This is a genomic window from Cryobacterium sp. RTC2.1 (assembly GCF_035018685.1).
In the GTDB taxonomy this organism is placed as follows: Bacteria; Actinomycetota; Actinomycetes; order Actinomycetales; family Microbacteriaceae; genus Cryobacterium; species Cryobacterium glucosi.
This window is the reverse complement of record NZ_JASJXJ010000065.1, coordinates 1-19,451: the sequence shown is the minus strand read 5'-3', so window position 1 is coordinate 19,451 and position 19,451 is coordinate 1. Positions and strand designations below refer to the sequence as shown.

20 protein-coding genes are annotated in these 19,451 nt (G+C 65.9%); 12 read left to right on the top strand and 8 right to left on the bottom strand.

The annotated features are described in order from the left end of the window. Positions 1-42: 42 nt before the first annotated feature. Entirely contained in the window at positions 43-1,026 is a 984-nt protein-coding gene (locus QN357_RS09980) for an alpha/beta hydrolase (protein WP_323504846.1), read from the bottom strand. Positions 1,027-1,115: 89 nt separating this feature from the next. On the opposite strand from QN357_RS09980, the gene QN357_RS09975 reads away from it, so the two are divergent. Continuing rightward, complete coding sequence (locus tag QN357_RS09975) at positions 1,116-1,688, top strand: TetR/AcrR family transcriptional regulator (protein ID WP_134445753.1); 573 nt, start codon at positions 1,116-1,118, stop codon at positions 1,686-1,688. A 73-nt stretch (positions 1,689-1,761) separates the two neighbouring features. Then, the gene (locus QN357_RS09970; RefSeq protein ID WP_323504845.1) at positions 1,762-2,934 is read left to right on the top strand and encodes a GDSL-type esterase/lipase family protein; all 1,173 of its coding nucleotides are present in this window, start codon (positions 1,762-1,764) and stop codon (positions 2,932-2,934) included. A 67-nt stretch (positions 2,935-3,001) separates the two neighbouring features. Here the strand turns inward: QN357_RS09970 and QN357_RS09965 are convergent, their stop codons facing one another. Then, complete coding sequence (locus QN357_RS09965; protein WP_134445755.1) at positions 3,002-3,373, bottom strand: VOC family protein; 372 nt, start codon at positions 3,371-3,373, stop codon at positions 3,002-3,004. Positions 3,374-3,442: 69 nt separating this feature from the next. Between QN357_RS09965 and QN357_RS09960 the strand changes: the two genes are divergently transcribed. Together QN357_RS09960 and QN357_RS09955 are read left to right on the top strand one after the other, a co-directional pair. Further along, positions 3,443-3,919 (top strand): MarR family winged helix-turn-helix transcriptional regulator, encoded by a 477-nt coding sequence (locus QN357_RS09960; RefSeq protein ID WP_134445756.1) that lies wholly within the window; start codon positions 3,443-3,445, stop codon positions 3,917-3,919. A 9-nt stretch (positions 3,920-3,928) separates the two neighbouring features. After that, a complete protein-coding gene (locus QN357_RS09955; protein ID WP_134445757.1) occupies positions 3,929-4,798 on the top strand; it encodes an NYN domain-containing protein in 870 nt (289 codons plus the stop codon). A gap of 45 nt (positions 4,799-4,843) precedes the next feature. Here QN357_RS09955 and QN357_RS09950 read toward each other — a convergent pair whose 3' ends face one another. Then, the gene (locus QN357_RS09950) at positions 4,844-6,052 is read right to left on the bottom strand and encodes an aminotransferase class I/II-fold pyridoxal phosphate-dependent enzyme (RefSeq protein ID WP_323504844.1); all 1,209 of its coding nucleotides are present in this window, start codon (positions 6,050-6,052) and stop codon (positions 4,844-4,846) included. A gap of 203 nt (positions 6,053-6,255) precedes the next feature. On the opposite strand from QN357_RS09950, the gene QN357_RS09945 reads away from it, so the two are divergent. After that, positions 6,256-7,692: an HNH endonuclease signature motif containing protein gene (locus tag QN357_RS09945; protein ID WP_323504843.1), complete on the top strand. Its 1,437-nt coding sequence runs from the start codon at positions 6,256-6,258 to the stop codon at positions 7,690-7,692. A gap of 18 nt (positions 7,693-7,710) precedes the next feature. Here QN357_RS09945 and QN357_RS09940 read toward each other — a convergent pair whose 3' ends face one another. Then, entirely contained in the window at positions 7,711-8,031 is a 321-nt protein-coding gene (locus tag QN357_RS09940; protein ID WP_323504842.1) for a nucleotide pyrophosphohydrolase, read from the bottom strand. Positions 8,032-8,235: 204 nt separating this feature from the next. After that, positions 8,236-8,595: a VOC family protein gene (locus QN357_RS09935; RefSeq protein WP_323504841.1), complete on the bottom strand. Its 360-nt coding sequence runs from the start codon at positions 8,593-8,595 to the stop codon at positions 8,236-8,238. 48 nt (positions 8,596-8,643) lie between these two features. Between QN357_RS09935 and QN357_RS09930 the strand changes: the two genes are divergently transcribed. Beyond that, positions 8,644-9,228 carry a YdeI/OmpD-associated family protein gene (locus QN357_RS09930; protein WP_323504840.1) on the top strand — a complete coding sequence of 195 codons (585 nt, stop codon included), beginning with the start codon at positions 8,644-8,646 and terminating at the stop codon, positions 9,226-9,228. A 21-nt stretch (positions 9,229-9,249) separates the two neighbouring features. On the opposite strand, the gene QN357_RS09925 is transcribed toward QN357_RS09930, so the two are convergent. Together QN357_RS09925 and QN357_RS09920 are read right to left on the bottom strand one after the other, a co-directional pair. Further along, a complete protein-coding gene (locus tag QN357_RS09925) occupies positions 9,250-9,831 on the bottom strand; it encodes a TetR/AcrR family transcriptional regulator (protein WP_134445761.1) in 582 nt (193 codons plus the stop codon). An 81-nt stretch (positions 9,832-9,912) separates the two neighbouring features. After that, entirely contained in the window at positions 9,913-10,143 is a 231-nt protein-coding gene (locus QN357_RS09920; RefSeq protein ID WP_134445762.1) for a hypothetical protein, read from the bottom strand. A 140-nt stretch (positions 10,144-10,283) separates the two neighbouring features. Between QN357_RS09920 and QN357_RS09915 the strand changes: the two genes are divergently transcribed. Together QN357_RS09915 and QN357_RS09910 are read left to right on the top strand one after the other, a co-directional pair. Then, a complete protein-coding gene (locus QN357_RS09915) occupies positions 10,284-10,928 on the top strand; it encodes a TetR/AcrR family transcriptional regulator (protein WP_134561579.1) in 645 nt (214 codons plus the stop codon). Continuing rightward, the gene (locus tag QN357_RS09910) at positions 10,925-12,610 is read left to right on the top strand and encodes an MDR family MFS transporter (protein WP_323504839.1); all 1,686 of its coding nucleotides are present in this window, start codon (positions 10,925-10,927) and stop codon (positions 12,608-12,610) included. Before QN357_RS09915 ends, QN357_RS09910 begins: the two co-directional genes overlap by 4 nt. Positions 12,611-12,727: 117 nt before the next feature. Here QN357_RS09910 and QN357_RS09905 read toward each other — a convergent pair whose 3' ends face one another. Continuing rightward, the gene (locus QN357_RS09905; RefSeq protein ID WP_241975320.1) at positions 12,728-13,633 is read right to left on the bottom strand and encodes an ROK family protein; all 906 of its coding nucleotides are present in this window, start codon (positions 13,631-13,633) and stop codon (positions 12,728-12,730) included. Between the two features lie 406 nt (positions 13,634-14,039). Here QN357_RS09905 and QN357_RS09900 point away from each other — a divergent pair, with 406 nt between their 5' ends. Genes QN357_RS09900 through QN357_RS09885 form a run of 4 tightly spaced genes read left to right on the top strand, consistent with a single transcriptional unit; the run spans position 14,040 to position 19,385 of the window. Then, the gene (locus QN357_RS09900; RefSeq protein ID WP_323504838.1) at positions 14,040-16,169 is read left to right on the top strand and encodes an alpha-galactosidase; all 2,130 of its coding nucleotides are present in this window, start codon (positions 14,040-14,042) and stop codon (positions 16,167-16,169) included. A gap of 26 nt (positions 16,170-16,195) precedes the next feature. Further along, entirely contained in the window at positions 16,196-17,512 is a 1,317-nt protein-coding gene (locus QN357_RS09895; protein ID WP_134558818.1) for an ABC transporter substrate-binding protein, read from the top strand. Beyond that, entirely contained in the window at positions 17,509-18,474 is a 966-nt protein-coding gene (locus QN357_RS09890; RefSeq protein ID WP_416347614.1) for a carbohydrate ABC transporter permease, read from the top strand. Before QN357_RS09895 ends, QN357_RS09890 begins: the two co-directional genes overlap by 4 nt. After that, positions 18,471-19,385 carry a carbohydrate ABC transporter permease gene (locus QN357_RS09885; RefSeq protein ID WP_323504836.1) on the top strand — a complete coding sequence of 305 codons (915 nt, stop codon included), beginning with the start codon at positions 18,471-18,473 and terminating at the stop codon, positions 19,383-19,385. Before QN357_RS09890 ends, QN357_RS09885 begins: the two co-directional genes overlap by 4 nt. The last annotated feature ends 66 nt before the right edge of the window (positions 19,386-19,451 follow it).

Here is a 19,451-nt window from a genome sequence, read left to right as displayed (position 1 = left end):
CGTCTCGAACATCGAGAAGCGTGCGGGCGGGCCATCGTCGTCCTAGTGGTCGAAGGCGTTCACGAAGTCGACGCTCGCCGCCGAAATTTCGGCGCGCGCGGCATCCTGGGAGATGGACTGCTCGCCATCCCCGGACTGCGGCCCGTAGTCGCCGAAGAACGCGTGCACGCCGCCCTCGATCACGAGGTATCGCGCATCCGCAGGCAGCGACGCTTTCGACGCGCTGATCTTGTCCGGAGTCGCCAGACCGTCGTTCGTACCGGAGATCGACAGCACGCCGGCGCCCAGCGCGCTCAGGTCGTTCGCGGGATATGAGGCGAAGAACAACAACCCGACAACCGGGTCTGTCGGCGCACCGGCGAAAGACTGGGCATCCATCGCCGCGACCGTCCCGCCGAGAGAGTGCCCGCCGACGACCCAACGTTCAACCGGCGGATGCGCGGCGCGCGCCGACCCGAATGCTCCCGTCGAGAGGAACGCAATCCCGAACGGCTGCTTGGGGATGACGACCACGTGCCCGGCCGCGGCGAGCGGGCGCAGCACGGCCGCGTATGCGCGAGCGTCGACTCGCGCGCCGGGCTGGAAGAACACCCCGACCTCGCTCACGGCCCCCGTGGGCTGCAGCACGATCTGGTCGGCCGTCTCGGTCACGGTCACGCTCGTGTCGGAGTCCATGGCGGACAGGGCCGGCTCAACGGCCGATGACGGCACGAGCCACCAGGCCAGCGCGATCACTCCGAGCGACAGCGCAACGAGGACACCCCGGATACCCGTGCGCCCGCGATGCCGGACCGTACGCGTGAGCCAGGAGCGCAGCGCAACCGTCAGGCTGACGGCAAACGTGAGGACGAGGAGGACCAGGTAGGCCGGATGTCCGTGCACAAGCATCGACCCGGTCGACAGTGCCGCCCAGGCGGTGACGATCACGCCGAGCGTCGCCACGACGCGGCCAGCCCAGAAGAAGGCCATGTCGGCTCGACCGGCTGTCGCCCCGCCCGCCGACCGGATTCTGCGCGTGTCGCTCATGGGGAAATTATCCCAGCGGCGCTCATCGCGAATCTACCTAAATGTATTAGGCAAAACCGATGTAGCATTAGCAAAATGGAAAGCTTCTCATGGCACGCGCAGGACTGACCGCGGAACGCCTGACCCAGGCGGGCGCTGAACTCGCCGACGAGGTCGGATTCGACCAGGTCACGCTCTCGGCACTGGCCAGGCATTTCGACGTCAAGGTCGCGAGCCTGTACTCCCACGTCACTAACTCGCACGATCTCAAGACCAGGATCGCCCTGCTCGCGCTGCAGGAACTCGCTGACCGGGCAGCGGATGCCGTGGCCGGCCGGGCAGGCAAAGATGCCCTGGTCGCGCTCGGCAACGTCTACCGCGACTACGCCCGCGAACATCCCGGTCGTTACGCCGCCATGCACTTCCGGCTCGACCGGGAGACCGCGATCGCCAGCGCCGGCGTCCGCCACTCCGCGATGACCCGCGCAATCCTGCGCGGCTACGACCTGACGGAACCGGACCAGACGCATGCCGTCCGACTGCTCGGCAGCGTCTTCCATGGCTTTGCGACCCTCGAGCTGGAGGGCGGTTTCAGCAACAGTTCCCCCGACTCCCAGGAGTCCTGGACTCGCACCCTGGACGCCCTCGACGCCCTGTTACGTGCCTGGCCGGCGCCCGAATAACGCCAGAACGCCACGCGTCCGGCACCCGCACCACGACTCCCACCTCGCAAATCCCCGATCAGAAAGTTCACAGATGTCCTCCCAGCACGACTGGATCACCACGCCCATCACCCCCGGCCTCCTCCGCGGCGCGCTCGATCTGGAACAGACCGTCCACGGCGTGCTCCCGCACCGCCTGCCCGCGTGGGCTCGCGCATACGCCGACCCGCAGCTGGCCGCCATGGAAGCCCAGCCCTCCGGGGTCCGGCTGGCCTTCAGCACCCGAGCAACCGACCTCGAACTCGACGTACTGCCCACCAAGCTGGTCTACCTCGGCGCCCCGCCGCGCCCGATCGGCGTGTACCAACTCCTCGTGGACGGGAAGCTCGCCGGTCAGGCCATCGCGACGACCGGCATCACCGTCACCGTGGACATGGCCACAGGCGCCACCACGAACCGCCTCGGCCACGTCAGCACCCTCCGCTTCACCGGCCTGCCGGATCACCTGAAGAACATCGAGATCTGGCTCCCGCACAACGAACGAACCGAGCTCGTCGCCCTCCGTTCCAACGGGCCCATCGAACCCGCGCCTGCGACAGGCAACCGGGTCTGGCTGCACCACGGCAGCTCGATCAGCCACGGCTCCAACGCCGCCAATCCCACCGAGACCTGGCCGGCGCTTGCCGCTTCGAGTGGCCATGTCGATCTGGTGAACCTCGGCTTCGGCGGCAGCGCGCTGCTCGACCCCTTCATCGCCCGCACCATGCGCGACACCCCCGCCGACCTGATCAGCGTCAAGATCGGCATCAATCTGGTCAATCTCGACCTGATGCGCCTGCGCGCCTTCGCCCCAGCCGTGAACGGCTTCCTCGACACCATCCGCGACGGTCACCCCACAACACCGCTGCTGCTGGTCTCGCCCCTCCTCTGCCCCATCCACGAGGACACACCCGGGCCCGGCGCCTTCGACCTCGCCGCCCTCGCCTCCGGTCGCCTGCAGTTCGTGGCCACCGGGGACCCGGCCGAAGCGTCCGCCGGAAAGCTGACGCTCACGGTGATCCGGGCGGAACTCGCGCGTGTCGCGCAGCAGCGGGCGGCCACAGATCCGAACCTGCACTACCTCGACGGCCTCGACCTCTACGGCGCCGCGGACTTCGCCGAGCATCCGTTGCCCGACCACCTCCACCCGGATGCCGCGACGCACCACCGCATCGGCGAGCGCTTCGCCGGGCTCGCCTTCGGACCCGGAGGCCCCTTCGCCGCCTGACGACTCCGAATGGGTACCGGTCAATACAGTCGCACCGGTCTGGCGAGCCCGGCCGGCGTCTTCCTCATCAGACCTGGTCGTGGATGGTGACGACGTAGCCATCCGGGTCGCTGAATGAGAAGGTGAGACCGAACGGGCCGGGGGCAGGGGCGCTGACGATCCGGACTCCAGCTTCGACCAGGACGTCGTGCACAGCCTGGGAGTCATCGGCGTGCAACCAGAGCGCAACTCCCGCACCGGCCCACGGGCGCACGGCATCGAGGTCGAACCCCGGCATCGGTTCCCGAACGGCGAAGGCGATCGGCTCGGTGGCGAAGACAACAGCGTGGGGCGGGCTCACGGGCGCGCGCCGCAGCCCGAGCAGCGTCTCGTAGAAGTTCGCCGACCGCTCGAGGTCGCTCACCTGCAGGGCTAGAAAATCGGGTCCAGTGACAGTCATGGTTTCTTCTCCTCGTCGAATCCCGCGTGTCAGGATCCTTACATGACTATTGTGTGTCAGGATGCTGACATGAGTCAAGAGGAGAAGGTCGGCGATCTGGCCGAGTCGGTGGGTTATCTGCTCAAGCAGGCAGCGACGGCCCTGCACGCCTCGATGGACGCGGTTCTGCGCCCGCAGGGCCTGACTGTGTCGCAGTATTCGGTGCTTGAGCTACTCGGCCACGAGCCGGAGCAATCGAACGCCGATCTGGCCCGCGGGGCGTTCGTCACGCGCCAATCGATGAACGAGGTACTGCGCGGTCTTCAGGAGCGCGGTCTGGTCGCGCGCGCCGATGTCGCCGAACACGGCCGGGCGCGGCCGACGCGCCTCACCCCGGCCGGCCACGCGGCGCTGGCGGGCGCGAGTGCGGCGGTCGCCCGTGTCGAGAAACGGATGCTGTCCCCCCTGTCCCCCGCGGAGCATGCTGGACTTCTCGCTCAGCTCGTCGCCTGCCGGGATGCCCTCACCGGCGAAGACGCTCCCACCGGTGAAGACGCCGCGCGGTAGCGTTGAAGCATGGCTGAACTGTCCGAGACACGTGTCGCCGTCTACATCGATTTCGACAACATCATCATTTCCCAATACGACAATGTGCATGGTCGTGGAGCCTTCATCAAAGAGAAGGCCCGCACCGCCACCGGCAAGACCGCGGATCGGCTCCAGGAAGCCACGGTCAACATCGGCGCCGTCCTCGACTTCGCTTCGTCTTTCGGAGCCGTCGCAATCAGCCGGGCCTATGCGGACTGGGCCGCGCCCGCGAACACCCGGTACCAGAAGCAGCTCGTCGACCGCGCGGTCGACCTCGTACAGCTTTTCAACACCTCCGGAACCAAGAACGGTGCGGACATCCGCCTCGCGATCGATGTTGTTGAGGACCTCTTCCGGCTGCAGGACATCTCGCACGTTGTGATCGTCGCCGGTGACTCCGACTACATCCCGCTCGCCCAGAGCGCACGGCGCCTGGGCCGCACGGTCATCGGGATCGGTGTGCAGGGTTCGACCAGTGCGGCGTTCAAGAACGCCTGCGACGAGTTCTCGTACTACCACGACCTCGTTGAAGACCTCGGGGAAGACCTCGGGGAGGACCTCGTCGAGGACATTCCGCACTCCACTCCGACAGTGGCCGTCGAGCCGCCGGCGCCGGACCTCGCGAAGGAGGCCCGCAAACTCCTCATGCGCGCCCTGCGCGGGCGGGCGAATGACGACGTCGACGGCTGGATGGCAGCATCCGCTCTCAAGCAGCAGATGAAGCGCCTCGACCCCGGGTTCGATGAGAAGAAGATCGGCTTCAAGTCGTTCACGGACTTCCTGAAGGCCCAGCGTTCCATTGCGGAGTTGCAGGAGGACGGTCAGGCCCGCCGCGCGCGGTTGCGCAACCGGGCCTGACGTTCGCTGCGGCTGCGACCGTGGCTGTGGCTGTGGCTGTGGCGCCTACGCGAACGTGGCGTCGAGAGCCGCGCGCAGGTCGGCGATCAGGTCGAGAGGATCCTCGAGCCCGATCGAGAATCGAAGATGCCCGAACTCGCGGAACGGCGCCGGGTACGCAGCGACCCGCGGTCCGCTCGTGCCGACATGAACGATCAGCGACTCGTCATGACCGAGCGAGACGGCCGAGGTGATCACCCGGAGCTGGGAGACGAAGCGGTTCTGGGTTTCCGGATCGCCCGCGACGGCGAACGCGAGCATCGCGCCATAGCCCCGACCGGCGAACTGTCGCGCGGCGAGCTCATGCTGCGGGTGGCTCGCGAGCCCGGGGAAAGCGACGAACGCGATCCGCGGGTCGGAGTCGAGGAACTCGGCGACCAACTGGGCCGACTCGAAATGCTGCCGGAGACGAAGCGGCAGCGTCACCGACCCGCGAGTGATCAACCACGCGTTGAACGGCGAGATCACTCCGCCCACGTCGACCATCGCATCCGCTTTGATGCGCTGGATCAGCTCGCGGGAGCCGATCACCGCGCCGCCCATCGCGTCGCCGTGCCCATTGATGTACTTCGTCAGGGAATGGACGACCAGGTCGGCGCCGTCCGCGAGAGGTCGATAGAGCGGAGGCGGAGTGAAGGTGGAGTCCACAACGAGCAGCGCGCCCGCCCGATGGGCGATCGCCGCCAGGGCCTCGATGTCGGCAACCCGGGTCGTCGGATTGGCGATCGCCTCCGTGTGCACGAGTCGCGTATTCGGTCGAATCGCCGCAGCGACCGCGGCCAGATCGCTGATATCGACGAACGTGGCCTCGATTCCGTACTTGTCGGGAAGCAGCTCCGTGAACAACCGCCACGTCGCCTCGTAGCTGACATCGGCGACCACGACGTGATCCCCGGAGCGCAGATACGTGAAGAACACCGCGTGAAGCGCCGCAACACCCGACGCCAGCACGACGGCGTCCTCGCCACCGTCCAGGGCAGCGAGCTTGGCCTGCAGTCCCAGTTGGTTGACTCCCGAGTTCCGGGTGTAGAGCGGCACGTCCGTGCCCGACCAGCTCACCGACGACGGGTCCTCCGGCAATGCATAGGAGTTCGCCATCACGATCGGGGTGCGGATCGCACCCGACCCCGCATCGACCGTATTGCCCGCATGCACGGCCAGTGTCGAGTCTTTCAAGGACAGTGGATCATGCTTGTCGGGACGCGTGTTCACCATGGCCCCACGCTACGGGAACAACGCAGACTCCCGTGTTTCATGTCGTTGGAATCCGCTGAGCTCGCCACGGACCAGGCCGACCCTTAGCGGCGGATTGTGGTGCCCACTCCTCAACAAATGCTTTCTGACCGGGTTATCCACAGGTGATTTGTGGGCGTGCGGATGCCGGTGGAATGTCGGTGGTCTTCCGTAGAGTGACCGGCATGACAGCTGAAGAACCCTCAACTATTCGTTCGGAAAGCACGGCGGAGCCCCCGCCCGGGATCCCTCCCGACTCGTACCTGAACCCCCGGCATCTGAGCCTTGTGGAGCCGTCCCTGCCCGAGGTGTATGACGCGATCCGGGAGGCGGACCGGGAGATGAACCGGGCCGCCGCGAAGCGGGCGGCCGCGATCTATGCGGCGCAACGGGTGCTCGCGGACGTGGGCCGGGCCCGAGCGGAGGCCGCAGAACGCGCCGGCGGGCCGCGAATGCCGTGGTCTCCGGAAGAAGCCACGAAAGAGGAATTCACCTGCGAGGTCGGCGCCCTGCTCCGGCTGCCCAGGCGCACGGCGGAGACCCTGATTGAAGCCAGCCGCACCCTCGCCGAAGACCTCCCCGCAACCCGGGATGCCCTGGCCTCCGGGGTGATCAGTTACCGGCACGCGCAGGTGATCATGGAGCAGGCCTGGGGCATCCGGGTCGATGACCCGGAAGCGGCCGCCCGGGCCCGGGCCGTATTCGAGGAAGTCCTCGTGCCCGACGCGGAAGTGCTGACCGTGGCGAAGCTCGCCGACCGGGCCCGGAGGGTGCGGGAGCGCACCCACCCGGAGACCATCACCGCGAGGCACCAGAAAAGCGTCGAGGACCGGCATGTGGTGTTCCAGGCCCTCAACGACGGCATGGCGTCGCTGTATCTGACAGGGGACGCGGAGAAGGTGCAGGCCGCCTACCACCGCACCCTCGACACGGCGCTGACCCTGCAGGGCCCGGAGGAAACCCGCACGCTGACCCAGCTGGCGGCGGACGTGCTTACCGATGTCCTGATCGGCGGGGTCACCCCGGACGGACTCGGTGCCGGGGTGGCCGCGCAGGTCAACGTCACCGTTCCGGTGCTGACCTTGTTGGGGAAGAGCGAGGAGCCCGGGTATCTGGCCGGGTACGGACCCATCGACCCCGACACTGCGAGGCGTCTCGCGGCCGGGGCGCCGAGCTTCACCCGGCTCCTCACCCACCCCGAAACCGGCGTGGTGCTCTCGATGGGACGCGACACCTACGAACCACCCGCCGCGCTCAAGAAATGGCTCGAGGTGCGCGATGAAACCTGCACCTTCCCGGGCTGCCGGCGCTCCGCTAAGCGGTCCGATCTGGATCACAGTGTGGAGTGGCAGCACGGCGGGGAGACCGACGCGATGAACCTCGCCCACCTCTGCCCGTATCACCACGCGGTGAAGAGCTACACCCGGTGGTCGCCGAGGCACCTCGGCGACGGTCGCATCGAATGGACCTCACCCGCCGGGTACAGCTACATCGTCGAACCCTCCGCGGATATGAGACCACCCCGGAAACCGAAACCCGCACCGAAACCACCGGTCCCGTTCGTGGACGTCTGGAACCTCGACCCCACACCCGACGACCCCGACGACTCCACCCCGTTCTAAAGAGCTAGGCGTCTAGTCTCACAGGGCGTCATACTTCGTGTTTCGCCCCCGCGACTTGTCCACCGGATACTTCTCCCGCGTCAGTGCGAGCTTGTCGAGAATGATCTGGTTCGGATCAGCGCCGATCCGCTCGGCAAGAAGGAGGCAATAGGTCAGCACATCGGCCAATTCCTCCCGTACGCGCTCGGGGCTCGCCTCGGCATCCCACTGAAAGCACTCCAGCAACTCGGCCGCCTCGATGGAGATGCTCTTCGCGAGGTTCTCCGGCGTGTGGAACTGCGCCCAGTCGCGCTCGGCAACGAATGCCGCGATCTCGTCGCCGACGGAAAATTCGTTCATGTCGTCAACGTATCAGCCCCCCGCGAACCGATTTCGTTCTCGCTCTCGACTGCACTGGCCCGTCGTTCCGGCTAAATGACAACGACTAGCTTGCACCGCGGACACCGATGGCACGACTCGAGACCCTCAGCCGTGTCCACGCCGTCGGCGAGCATCTCGATGCCACACACGGGACACAGTGGGCCGTCCCCGTCGAGCTCCCACTCAGTCATGCGCGGCGGCCGGTCTGACCACGCACCACTCGTTGCCCTCGGGGTCCTGCAGCACCTGGAACGATCCGGCGATATCGTGATGCGCCTCACCGATCCGGCGCGCTCCGAGCTGTTCGGCCTGGTCCGTCGCCGCCGCAATATCGTCGACACGCACGTCGAGATGCAGCCGGTTCTTCACGGTCTTGGCCTCGGGTACTTTCTGGAACGACAGTTGCGTCCAGCCAGGAGGCAGGATGTACCACCAGGCTGCGTCCCGCCCGCGTGGTTCGCCGCCGAGTACGCTCGCCCAGAACGTCGCGAGCGCCTTGGGGTCCCTGCAGTCGATGACGACCTCATCAATGTGTCCGATCACCCCTCGATCCTATTCAGCGAGATCCGGGTGATCTCTACGATGGGAGCCATGGCGGAAAACTCGGGCAAGCCCATCCTGTTGTTCGCCACCGTGCGGGACTGGGAAGCCTGGCTCGAGGAGAACGTCGACCACGCCGGCATCCGCTTGCAGCTCGTGAAGAAGAACTCCTCCGCACCGGGCATCGGCTACGACGAGGCACTCACGGTGGCGCTGTGCTTCGGCTGGATCGATGGGCAGGCCGGCACCCACGACGATGACTTTTTTCTACGCGCCTTCACCCCGCGCAGACCCCGGAGCATGTGGTCCCAGCGCAACCGGGACCTCGTCGCACAACTGATCGAAGCCGGGCGGATGCGACCGACCGGGTTCGCGGAAATCGAGCGTGCCCAGGCCGACGGACGATGGGAAGCCGCCTACCGCCAGAAGGACAGTCCGGTCCCCGATGACCTCAAGTCCGCCCTCGACGCCAGCCCATTGGCCGCGGACCTGTTCTCGAGGCTCTCATCGCAGAACCGCTTTGCCATTCTCTTCCGCATCAGCGGTGTGAAGCGACCCGCGACCCGCGCTGCAAACATCGCCAAGTTCGTCTCCATGCTCGAACGCGGGGAGACGATCTACCCGCAGAAGCTCTGATTCAGCTGCAGCCTGCTGCGGCTAGAGAGCTGGCGCCACCGCGGACCGGACGAACACCAGGGTTCGCTCAGTGACCACGGGCAGCGAGGCGCCCGATTCGATCGCGGCCATGGCCGCCTGGAGCACGCCCCCGAGCAGACGGGCCGTGATGTTGAGCTCAGGCACCTCGAGCTCGCGCAGTGCCTCGATGAAGGGTGCCGCCTGTTCGCGGTGCAACGCCGATAGGCGCGCCAGGCATTCTGCAGGCAGCTGGGCTGCGGCGAGCGCCGCCACCGGCCGATGCACGCCCTCCGCCGCCAACCGCAACGTCACCCGGACGTAGACGTCGAGCCGTTCCGACGCAGACGTGACCGAGTCCAAAGCCGATTGGAGTTCCGCATTGGCCCGCGGGAAGGCATCCTCGATCACGGCGACCAGGACGTCCGCACCGGAGGAGAAGTACTCGTAGACGCTGGGACGAGACAATCCGGCCGCAGCACCGACGGCTGCAGGAGTGACGGCACTGACTCCCCCGGCGATCAGGAGCTCCCTCGCAGCGTGGAGGAGGGCTGCACGCTGGCGAACGCGATGCTCGGCAACGGTCGGAGCAGTGATCTTGGGCATACCCGTCCTCTCGCTCGGCACCTCGTCACTGTCCAGACTACGAGGTCTGCCCCGGGGCTAAGGATGCAGCGCGCCCGCAGGTCAGCGATCGTCCGGCGCCGGAATCGGCACCGTACGGTCCGCCTGCGCCTGCACCTCGACGTAGGTGTCGTGCGCGGTGCCGTGGAACGCCTCATCGTAGGCGGCCATCGCTCCCGCAATACCCGCACCCGTAGCACCGCGTCGCCGCGCACGGGCGGCGAGCGCGATCAGACTCGCGAGTACGGCAGCGATCCCGCCGATCACTGCGACGACCGAGAGTAGTTCAGGCATGCCTCCAGCGTAGAACCAACACGTGCCGGCGCAGTGGGCAGTCTCCGCCGCGTGCGGCACCCTGCGAGACTCCTGTGACTTTTTGCGTTGCACGCAATAATGCAACCGCGCAGTGTTGCGCAGTGTGCAATAATGCATTCATGAACAATTCTTCCGGCCTCGGGCTCCGCGAGCGCAAGCGTGCGCGGACTTCCGAGGTCATCCACATCGCGGCGGCAGAGCTCGCGCTCGAACGCGGGCTCGACGCCGCGACCATCGAAATGATCAGCGACCGGGCCGGCGTGTCCACCCGCACGTTCTTCAACTACTTCCCGACCAAGGAAGATGCCGTCCTGGGCATTGACGAGGTCGCCGTGTCGGCCGAGCTCGACAGAGTGCGCGGATGCGACGAGGATGTCTTCCTCGCCCTGTTCGATCTGATCACCGCGCTGTTCGAAGCCACAGGCGGCGGAATCAAGTCCGACCTCAAGCGCGACGTCATCCGCAAATACCCGCAGCTGATGACCCGCCAGATGGTGCGCGTCGCCGAGCTCGAAGACCGCCTCAGTGCGATCATCGCCGGTTGGCTGGCGAAGGACGCACGCTTCGCAGAACAGAGCGAGGCCGAGCACCTCGACGAGGCCCGCATCATCCTCGGCGTCTCCCTCGCCACCGTGCGAATCACCATGAAGAAATGGGCGAGCGATCCGGATCCGACCACCGGGCCACCGGCATCCGCTGCCCCCCGAGAAACCTACGAGCGCGCCATCGCGACGCTCAGAACCGTACTGGAGAAACTCACATGACGACCGTCCTCACCCGACCCAAGCAAGCAGAAGAGGCAGGTGTTCCGTCGACCCGCAGCGTGCTGCTCGTCTTCGCCGGCCTGATGGTGGCGATGCTCCTGTCGTCGCTCGACCAGACCATTTTCAGCACCGCGCTGCCGACCATCGTCGGCGAGCTCAACGGCGTCGAACACATGCTCTGGGTCACCACCGCATACATCCTCGCCTCGACCATCGTGATGCCCGTGTACGGCAAGCTCGGTGACCTCGTCGGCCGCAAGTGGCTGTTCGTCGGGGCGATCTCGATCTTCCTGGTGGGCAGCGTCATGGGCGGACTCGCCGACTCCATGGGCACCCTCATCGCCGGCCGCGCCGTTCAGGGCCTCGGTGGCGGCGGGCTGATGATCCTCGCGCTCGCCATCATCGCCGACGTCGTTCCCGCCCGCCAGCGTGGCAAGTACTCCGGCATCATGGGCGCCGTCTTCGCCGTCTCAAGCGTCGCGGGCCCGTTGCTCGGCGGCTACTTCACCGACGGTCCCGGCTGGCGCTGGGCGTTCTGGATGAACCTCCCCCTCGGACTCATCGCGATCGCCTCCGCCGTCTTCTTCCTGAAGCTGCCCCAGCGCGAGTACAGCAAGCCCCGCATCGACTACGCGGGCATGATCGTCCTCGCCCTCGCCGCGACCAGCCTGGTGCTCTTCACGACATGGGGCGGCAATACCTATGACTGGGATTCGCCCGTCATCATCGGCCTGATCGTGGCGACGGTTGTGCTCGCCGGTCTCTTCGTGTTCATCGAGAACCGGGCAGCAGAACCCGTCATCCCGCTGAAGCTGTTCAAGAACCGCAACTTCAACCTCACCACCTCGGCCGGCCTCATCACCGGTGTCGCCATGTTCGGGGCGCTGGCCTACATGCCGACCTACCTGCAGATGGTCACCGGCGTCGGTGCCACGGATGCCGGCCTGCTCATGATCCCGATGATGGGTGCCCTGCTCATCTCGTCGATCGGTTCCGGCCAGATCGTGTCCCGTACCGGCAAGTACAAGGTCATCCCGATCATCGGCATGTTCATCACCGCCCTCGGCCTGTTCCTGCTCTCCACCCTGACGGCGACCACCTATATCTGGATCATGTGCGCCTTCCTCGCCGTGATGGGCTTCGGACTCGGCCTCTCGATGCAGATCCTGACCCTGGTCGTGCAGAACTCGTTCCCGCGGGCCATCGTCGGAACCGCGACGAGCTCGAACAACTTCTTCCGCCAGATCGGCTCGTCCCTGGGCGCGGCGATCGTCGGCAGCCTGTTCGTCTCTCGGCTGACCGACATCCTCTCGGCGAACCTGCCGGCCGGCGGCACGGGCAGCACGGGAACCAACTCACTGACCCCGGCGCTCGTCGCCGCCCTGCCCGAAGCCGCCCGTACGATCATCGTCAACGCCTACAACGACGCGCTCGCCCCGATCTTCCTGTTCATGGTGCCGCTCGTTCTGGTCGCCGCGGTGCTGCTGCTGTTTGTCGTCGAGAAACCGCTCGCCACCCACATCGACGAGGCGGAAGGCGAACAGTCGCTCAACAAGGAGATGCTCGACGAGTCGCTCTCCGTGGGCGCCAACCCGACAGCGGAGCCGGTCCTCTCGGTACGCACCGGGTTGATCCGGGTCGTCGACACGAATGAGGGTTCCGGCAGGCGGACCCGCCTTTAGCCCTGGGCCACACTCCGGGGTTGCGAGCCCTTCGTACCGCCCGCTTCTCGGGACGGGCGAGGGGCTCGCGCGTGTGCGGTGACGCGAGAGCGCGAGCCCCGCATCAACCGGTCCGATTCAGGCGAAGGATGCCTGGATAGCGACGGCCGCCGCTCCCCGCGCCCAGGCCGTGAATCCGGAGCGGTCGACGAGGATGCGCACCGGTACGGCGTCCGGGTCGCGATCGGCACGCGACGCCTCAAGGATGCGCGGCAGCTGCCGATCGGCAAGGCCGACGCCCTCGCCGGACAACACGATGGTTTGAACCATGGCGAGATTGGCGGTCGCCGCAATCAGGCGACCGAGCGACCGGGCCGCTGACCCGACGACCTGCGCGGCAACCGGGTCCCCCGCATCCGCCAGATCGAGGAGCTCGGTGTAGCCGACATCGCGTGCCAGCCCGACGCGGGCGCTGGCCGTCATGCTCGGAATCGACAGCATGGCGGTCGAACACCCGCGATGCCCCTCTGCACAGAGTGGGCCCGTGGGATCGAGGGGAAAATGCCCGCCCAGGCCCAGGCCGGTGTCACTGTTGACAACCGGTCGGTCGTGAATGACAAGCCCATAGCCGACCCCCGCACCGATGGTCAGCACTGCGAAGTCTTCTATTCCCTTGGCGATCCCGAACCAGTGCTCGGCCGCCGTGAGCGCAACGACGTCGTTTTCCACGACCACCGGGACGCCCAGTGCGTCGTGGAGCAGTCCACCCAGATCGACACCCTTCCAACCGAGGAACGGTGCCCGCTCCACCCAGCGCGACCGGCCCACCTGGCCTCCGACCGTCACGCCAATCGCCGTCACACCGTCCATTCCACCGACCTCCACCGTGGCCCGCACGATGTCCGCAACGACCTGGGACGGCTCATGGCCGCTGAGCTCGATGACGCATTCGGCTCCGAGGTTTGCCCGGAGATCGGTGGCCACGGCGAAGACCTCTCCGGCGGTGAGCTTGACGCCGATGAAACGCTGGGAATCGACACTCACATCGAGAGGCCGTACGGGACGACCGATCGACCGTTCGATCGTTTCGGGAGCATCGACCAGGAGCCCCTCATCCAACAGAGGCTTACTCAGGCGCGTGAGCGTGGCCGGCGAAAGCCCGAGCCTGCGGCCCAGTTCACTCCGCGTGATGGGGCCATGAATGAGTACTTCCCGTGCCAGGTCCCGCGCGGGGCCGGTGAGGGCGTCACTCCGATGCGCAGTCGTCACCGCGCCCTCCGCTCAGAATATGCAGCCGTCTCAACCGGCTCGTTATTTCCATTATGAATCATAATGACCGGCATTTTCACTCCCAAATGGCCTCAATCAGAGACCCGATGTCGAATGACTCCAACCACTGTGCCGGAAACTCGATCTTGACACTAGGTTATTTCCACTATAGAAATAACACATGCACCACGACAGCACTGTCCTTCACCTCCGCAACGGCGGTACCAGCGTCATCCTCGATTTCGACGGTGGCGGATTCCCTGCCGTTGTGCACTGGGGCGAAGACCAGGGTGACCTCTCCACCGACGAGGCCCAGGCGATCGTCGTGGCTTCCCTTCCGCAACGGGTCTCCGGTGGCCTCGATGAGCCCGCGCGCCTGACGGTGCTGCCTCAGGAGTCTGAGGGCTGGCAGGGCACTCCTGGTCTTCGCGGTAGCCGGCATGGACGCTCGTTCTCTCCGAATTTCTGCGTGACGGGGATGGAGAGCGGCCCGTCCGAGCTCGTCCTGCTGGCGATCGACGCCGATGCCGGTCTGACACTTCGTCTCGGGTTGGACATCGACTCAGCGGGTGTACTGAGCCAGGTGCTCACGCTGACCAACGCCGGCCTCGACGACTACCAGCTCGAAGACCTCTGCCTCACCGTGCCTCTGCCGGGCACGGCCGCGGAAATCCTCGATACGAGCGGCCGGCACCTGCGGGAACGCACTCCGCAACGGCACTCGTTCACCATCGGACGGCACGAACGTGAAAGCCGAAAGGGGAGGCCGGGTGCCGATGCCACTCTGCTGCTGTGCGCAGGAGCCCCCGGCTTCGGGTTTGAAGCCGGGCTGGTGCACGCGGTCCATCTCGCATGGAGCGGCAACCACCGGCTTGCCGCCGAAAAACTCGTCACCGGGTCGGTCTTCCTCCAGGCCGGCGAGCTCCTCGCGCCCGGTGAAATTCAGCTGGGTCCAGGACAGAGCTACACCACTCCCACGGTCATCGCCTCCTGGGGCCACGGCCTCAACGAACTGAGTGGGCGCATCCACTCGCGGCTCCGCGCCCGCCCTACGCATCCGGCCACCCCACGTCCGGTCACCCTCAATACCTGGGAGGCCGTCTACTTCGACCACGACCTCGATCGCCTGCTCGGGCTCGCGGATGCCGCCGCCCGGGTCGGCGTGGAACGGTACGTGCTCGACGATGGCTGGTTCCGCGGTCGTCGCGACGACACGAGCGGACTGGGTGATTGGTACGTCGACGACGACGTCTGGCCCGATGGACTCTCCCCGCTCATCGAACGAGTGACAGGACTCGGCATGCAGTTCGGGCTGTGGGTGGAGCCGGAGATGGTCAATCCCGATTCCGAACTCGCGCGAGCCCACCCGGAATGGATCCTGCAGCCCGGGGGCCGTTTCCCGGTTGAGGGGCGTCAACAACAGGTCCTCGATCTGTCGCACCCGGATGCGTACGGCTACATTCTCGAGCGGCTCGATGCCCTCCTGTCCGAATACCCGATTCGGTACCTGAAGTGGGATCACAACCGGGACCTCGTCGACGCGGGAAGCACCCGCACCGGCCGGGCCGCGGTGCACGAGAACGTCGTCGCCCTCTACGACCTGCTCGACGAACTGAAGGCGCGTCATCCCGGGTTGGAGATCGAGAGCTGCGCCTCAGGCGGAGCCCGCGTCGATCTCGGCATTCTCGACCATACCGATCGCATCTGGACGAGTGACTGCATCGATCCGATCGAACGACTGACGATCCAGAAGTACACGGGCCTCCTGGTGCCCTATGATCTGATGGGCGCCCACATCGGCGGCCCGGTGTCACACTCCACGGGGCGCCGGCACGATCTCTCGCTCCGGGCCGGCGTGGCCGTCCTCGGCCACCTGGGCATCGAGTGGGACATCACCACCCTCACCGAATCGGAGTCCGCTGAGCTGGCCGTCTGGATCGACTTGTACAAGTCTCGTCGCCACCTGTTCCACACCGGCACCGCCGTCCACGTCGACCACCCGGATCCGGCCGTCGACCTCCGGGGAGTGGTGTCCTCCGATCAGCGCACCGCACTCTTCGTCTTCACCCAGGTGCGCGCGAGCTCCTTCTACCCGGTCGGTCCGCTCCGGTTCGCCGGTCTCGACGACGAGTCCCGCTATCAGGTCCGAATGCTCGTCGAATCATCCACCGGCCCGGACGCCGGCCAGTCGCCCCTGTCCTGGTCCCACCAGCCGCTGACCCTCACGGGACGGGCCCTGCGCACCATCGGCGTGCAAGGACCGGTCCTCTTTCCCGAACACCTCGTCATCATCGAGATCACTTCCGCCTGAGGCGGAACCAAGCGCAAGGAGGCGCAATGAGAAACACCAACCGCACCGGGCTCCGGCATCGCAGACGGATCACGGCAACCGCCGTGGTCGTCGCAGCCGCGACTCTCGTCGGACTCTCCGGATGCTCCGCACCCGATACCGGCATCGTCACGCTGAACTTCTTCCAGTTCAAGCCGGAAGCCGTCACGGAGTTCGCGTCGATCATTGACGACTTCGAGGCGGAGAACCCGGGAATCCGGGTTATCCAGAACTCCGTGCCAGACCCGGACACCGCCATCCGCACCCTGCTCGTGAAGGACAAGGTGCCCGACGTGTTGACCCTCAATGCCAACGGCAACTACGGCGAACTCGCCCGGGCGTGCATCTTCGCCGACCTGGCCGCCACCCCCGTGGCAGCGACGGTCAACCCCGCCGTACAGAACATCGTCCAGGCGCTCGGAACCTGCGCGGCCGACGGCGGGAAGGAAGTGAACGCACTCCCCTTCGCCAGCAACGCCTCCGGCATCCTGTACAACCCGACCATCTTCGCCCAGAACGGCGTCACCGTACCCACCACGTGGACAGAGCTTGTTGCGGCAGCCGAGAAGTTCAAAGCCAACGGCGTCTCGCCCTTCTTCTGCACCCTGAAAGACGCGTGGACCGCCGCCCCCGCGTTCGTCAACCTCGGCGGAACGCTGATGCCGAACGGATTCTTCGACGCCCTCCGTGCCGAAGGCTCCAACGTTTCCTCGGGCACAGTCTCGTTCCAGAAGGACTTCGCCACCGCGGCCCAGAAGGAAGTCACCCTGTTCAGCTATTGCCAGGACAACTTCGCGAGCCGCGACTACAACGCAGGCAACAAGGCCTTCGCGGATGGCGAATCCGCGATGTACCTTCAGGGCTCGTACGCAATTCCTGCCATTCGTGCCAACAATCCCCAGGCGAGCATCGGGTCGTTCCCCTACCCGGTCACCGATGACGCCGACGCCCGCGTCGTAGTCTCCGGTGTCGATGTCGGGATCGCCATCGGCCGGGACACCGCGCATCCTGCCGAAGCGCAGAAGTTCGTCGATTACCTCATGTCTCCCGCGGTCGTCACCGGATATTCCGAGGCTCAGAGCACGTTCTCGCCGTTGGCGAACGCCACCCCCAACACGGACACCGCCCTGGCCGGACTCGAACCCTATTTCACCGCCGGGAAGATCGTCGGCTTCATCGACCATCAGATTCCCGCCGCGGTGCCGCTCGTGAACCTCCTGCAATCGCTCGTGATCAGCGGCGATTCCGGAACCTTCCTGAGCGACCTGGACTCCGAATGGAGCAAGGTCGCGGCCCGCACGACTACTCAGAGACAGGGGAAATGACGATGACGTCGACAACATCAGTCCGGATCAAGAAACACCGGCCGGAACCTGCAGTATCGGCACCGGCATCCGCCCGGTCGTCGTTCGCCCGCACCCCGCGCACCTTCTACTGGATGGTGGTGCCGGCCGTTGTGATCTTCTTCGGCCTGCACACCGTCCCGGTGCTCTCTGGAATGTTCTTCAGCCTGACCAACTACGCCGGCTATGGCACCTGGGACTTCGTCGGGCTGTCCAACTACGTCAACCTGTTCCAGGACGACCGCGTGCTCAATTCCTACGGGTTCACCTTCGGATTCGCGATCGTCTCCACGGTTTTGGTCAACGTGATCGCCCTGGCCATCGCCCTCGGACTGAACTCGAAGATCAAGTTCCAGGCGGCCTTCCGCGGGGTCTTCTTCATCCCATACGTGCTGGCCATCCTGATCATCGGATACGTCTTCAACTACCTCTTCGCGAACTCCTTCCCGGCGATCTTCACGGCCATCGGGATGCCAGGTCTGGCCACGAACCTGCTGGCCAGCCCGGACTTCGCCTGGGTCGGCATCGTGATCACAACGGTGTGGCAGGCAGCGGCATTCAACGTCATCCTGTATCTGGCCGGCCTGCAGACCATCTCCGCAGACCTGTACGAGGCTGCGTCCATCGACGGCGCATCCGGGTGGCGCCGGTTCCGATCGATTACGTTCCCGCTCATCGGTGCATACTTCACCATCAACATGGTGCTGTCGTTCAAGTCGTTCCTGCAGGTCTTCGACCAGATCGTCGCGCTCACCGCGGGCGGTCCGGGCACGTCCACCGAATCCATCGCCCTGGTCATCTTCCGAGGCGGCTTCCAAGGCGGCTTCCAAGGCGGAGAGTACGGGTACCAGATGGCCAACGCCGTCATCTACCTCTTCGTCATCATCATTGTTTCATTCGTCCAGCTGCGCTTCCTGCAGCGCCGGGAGGCGAGCTTCTCATGACCGATACCCTGACCACCCCGACCGCGTCGCCGACGCCGAACCTGCAGGATGCCGGCATCGCGAAACCGCGCACCCGCCGACGCATCGACGGCGGCAACGGCGGCACCAACTGGTGGCTGACCGCACTCATCGCAGTGTGCTCGCTCACCGTACTCATCCCGCTGTACTTCACCGTCGTCACCGCCCTCAAGACGCCGGACCAACTGGGCGGCACCGGGTTCGAACTGCCTACGAGCATCCGTTGGGAGAACTTCGCGGATGCCTACGAACTCACGAACTTCCCGCGCGCCCTGCTTAACACGGCCCTGATCACGGTCGGTGCGGTGTTCCTCACTCTGCTCACCAATTCGCTCGTGGCCTACGCGATCGCCCGCAACATGCACAGGAAGTTCTTCAAGGGGCTGTACTTCTACTTCCTCGCCGCGATCTTCGTGCCGTTCCCGATCATCATGCTGCCGGTGGTCAAGGAGACCGCGGTGCTCGGCATCGACACTCCCGTTGGCCTGATCCTGCTGTACACGGTCTACGGGCTGTCGTTCAACATCTTCATCTTCGTCGCGTACATCAACTCCATTCCGGTCGAGCTGGAGGAAGCCGCCCGCCTCGACGGGGCGAGCACCTGGACGGTGTTCTGGAAGGTGATCTTCCCGTTGCTCTCCCCCATGAACGCGACCGTGGGCATCCTCACCTGCGTCTGGGCGTGGAACGACTTCCTGTTGCCGCTGGTGGTGCTGTCCGACCCCTCGGCGCAGACACTGCCGCTGGCGCAGTTCATCTTCCAGGGCCACTTCAACACGAACTACCCCGTGGCCTTCGCCTCGTATCTGATGGCCCTCGCACCGCTCCTGGTCGTGTACGTGATCGCCCAGAAGTGGGTCGTGAGCGGGGTCACCCGCGGTTCGGTCAAGTAGCCCGGGAAAGCCAGAATCCCGGTGTGTCATGCGGCCGGTGTGGATCTACTGCGAACGCAGTAGATC